This is a genomic window from Gilvimarinus sp. 1_MG-2023, assembly GCF_030548285.1.
Genome location: NZ_JAUOSC010000531.1, coordinates 1 through 332, shown reverse-complemented (window position 1 = coordinate 332; position 332 = coordinate 1). Strand labels below are relative to the sequence as shown.

The 332-nt window shown below is 56.0% G+C and carries 1 protein-coding gene; it reads right to left on the bottom strand.

Annotated features, from left to right (window positions below):
* Positions 1 to 332, bottom strand: a 332-nt coding sequence (locus Q4563_RS17950; protein ID WP_303605468.1) for a heme exporter protein CcmB, incomplete at both ends; no start/stop codon positions are given.

Sequence of the window (332 nt, the reverse complement as noted above, 5' to 3'; positions counted from 1 at the left end):
GTCAAACACACAGACAGCGCCAACATGGCGCCCAGAAAACCGATCTGGCCATTGTATGCCATCCCCAGTCCGGCGTGATAAACCGCACTGGCAGCAAAGATCAACACCGGTACATACATAGGTAAAATCAATAGACTCAATAGCAATCCACCACTGCGCACCCCGGCCGTCAACGCCGCCCCCACAGATCCCAGCAGGCTCAGAATCGGCGTTCCGACCGCCAGGCTCAGTAACATACCGATGTAAGCGTCATCAGGCAGCGCCATCATTAATCCCAGCACCGGGGCCATTAATGTCAGAGGCAAACCGCTGCATAGCCAATGCACCAGGGC